This window comes from Candidatus Thermoplasmatota archaeon, assembly GCA_034660695.1.
GTDB lineage: Archaea > Thermoplasmatota > E2 > UBA202 > DSCA01 > JAYEJS01.
Map to the genome: position 1 here is coordinate 1 of JAYEJS010000027.1, position 2,475 is coordinate 2,475.

The window sequence follows — 2,475 nt, forward strand, 5'->3', positions numbered from 1 at the left end:
GTGAATAATTTAAAATTTTTACATCAAATTCAATCCTTGGCTTCATCGCCCTCTCCAATTCCCTTGCAACTTTCATTGCAAATTTAAATCTTTCATATGGATTTAGTTCTTTGGAAATTAATAAAGCCACATCTATATCATTAAAATTCTCGCTATTAACAAAAGAACCAAATATATAAACCACTTCTACCATATAAAATTTAGGTATTTTGTTTCTGATTTGTTCAATAACTTTTTTCTTATCCAATATGATTTTAATTTCTTCGCTCATATCTTTACCTCCGAATTATCGCCTATGACCAATTTATGGCCTTTAGGAAAACTATTGTTCTTAAAAATTTTAACTCCTTTGCCAATTAAAGATTCAACAATTCTTTCTATTCCTACTATTTTTGTTTCATCCATTATTACAGAATCTTCAATTTCTGTATTAACAATCTCGCAGTTATTGCCTATGCTAGTATATGGCCCAATGTAGGAGTTTGTAATTTTACAACCATTTCCGATTATAACTGGCCCCTTGATCAGTCCTTTTTCTATTATACTATTCTCACCGATCACTGCCCTGCCATTTATTTTTGCCTCCTTTACTATTCCAAAATTTTTAGTCTCATTGATTTCATCTAAAATTAGCCTGTTGGCATGGATAATATCCTCCGGCTTTCCAGTATCCTTCCACCACCCTTTCACAAATGATGATTTTACTTTATAACCATGATCTATCAACCATTGGATGGCATCAACTATTTCCAGTTGATTACGCCAAGAAGGTTTTATTTCTTTAACTGCCTGGAAAATAGCAGGTCTGAATAAATATATCCCGATAACAGCAAAATTACTGGGAGGATCTTTAGGCTTTTCTATAAGCCTTACAATCTCATTTTTCTCATTCAATTCTGCTATCCCAAATTCTTGAGGGTTTGGTACATCTGTCAACAAAATACTTGCCTCTTCCTTTCCATTTAAAAATTTGTTTACATGTTCAACTATTCCCTCCTTTAGTAAGTTATCTCCGAGATACATAACAAACGGCTCTTTTTCTAAAAATTTTTCTGCAACTATTATTGCATGAGCCAATCCTTTTGGCTCAGACTGGTAAATAAATTCAATTTTTGCATCCCAATTTTTATTTTTCACTGTTTCCATGACTTGTTCTTTATTTGGGCCTACTATTATACCGATATCTTTTATTCCAGATTCAATCAAATCTTCTATGGCATAGAATAAAACAGGCTTATTTCCTACAGGTATGAGCTGTTTTTGTTGAGAATAGGTCAAAGGTCTTAGCCTAGTTCCATACCCACCCGATAAAATCAATCCCTTCATTGTATCTCCTTTTCAAGCAAATGTAAAGCTTTTCTTACCTTATAAGGTTTTTTGATTTTTGAGATTTTTGATACATTTAAAGAAGAATCCATCGGTCTTTTGGCTATCCAGTTCATTTCTTTAGTTGTTGCAGGAATGATAAGATTTTCATCAAGGCTAAAAATTTTAGCCATCTTCGAAACAAAATCATGTCTATTTATTTTCTCCCCTCCAGCGGAATGATAAATACCTTTCTCGTCTTTTTCAATTAACGCCAATATTTGCTCCGCGAGATCTATATTCAAGGTAGGTGAATTCCATTGATCTGTTACAATCCTAATTTCTTTTCCTTTTTTCAATTCTTCTATAACCCAAGTTGCAAAATTTTTTTTATTTGCCCCATAGACTACAGATGTTCTTGCAATTACAAAATCATCACAAATTTCTTGGACTGCTTTTTCACCTCCAAGTTTTGTCAAGCCGTAATAATTGATGGGATTTGTTCCATCTTCTTCTTTATAAAGCCCTTTTTTGCCATCAAAAACATAATCTGTGGAAATATACACCATTTTTGCGTTAATTTCCTTCGATGCCATAGCAATATTTTTTGTTCCTGCAACATTCACATTATACGCTTTTTCTTTTTCAATTTCACATTTGTCCACATTTGTGAATGCTGCTGCATGAACTATCACATCTGGTTGTAGTTTTTTAATAATTCTCTCGACATTTTCTTTATTGGTAATATCAAGAAATACTGCATTTTTTGACTTAATAGGATTTTTGCTGTAAATAGGACGGATATCATACGAAGTTTTATTCTCAATAACTTTGACAAATGCTCGTCCAAATAAACCGCTACCACCAGTGAGCAATACTTTCATTTTACTCCTCTTCAAATAAATTTATGCTATCTTCTTTTACTACTCTACCTGCCAAATGATATTCAATAAAATATGTCTGTCCTATTGCCATAACTTTTTTATTTTTCATCGCCTCAAATGAATAGAGAGATATTACTTAAGGATTATTATGGAACATTGGGTAGTTCCCAATAAATTTGTTGAAGATTTAAATAGTAGAGGATAATTCCCCTTTAGCAGAAGAACATGCTAGGAGGGAAAAGATGGAAAAAAAGAAAGGTAAAAAATGCCTAAAAGATAGGCATGG

General features: G+C 32.5%; 3 protein-coding genes. All 3 read right to left on the reverse strand.

Annotation, left to right across the window (positions count from 1 at the left end; genetic code table 11):
* Positions 1-271 (reverse strand): nucleotidyltransferase domain-containing protein (locus U9O96_01415; GenBank protein MEA2053766.1); only part of this gene is annotated, 271 nt, incomplete at its 3' end.
* A complete protein-coding gene (locus tag U9O96_01420; protein MEA2053767.1) occupies positions 268-1,326 on the reverse strand; it encodes a glucose-1-phosphate thymidylyltransferase in 1,059 nt (352 codons plus the stop codon). The genes U9O96_01420 and U9O96_01415, both read right to left, overlap by 4 nt.
* Entirely contained in the window at positions 1,323-2,189 is an 867-nt protein-coding gene (gene rfbD, locus U9O96_01425) for a dTDP-4-dehydrorhamnose reductase (GenBank protein ID MEA2053768.1), read from the reverse strand. Before rfbD ends, U9O96_01420 begins: the two co-directional genes overlap by 4 nt.
* Between the last annotated feature and the right edge of the window lie 286 nt (positions 2,190-2,475).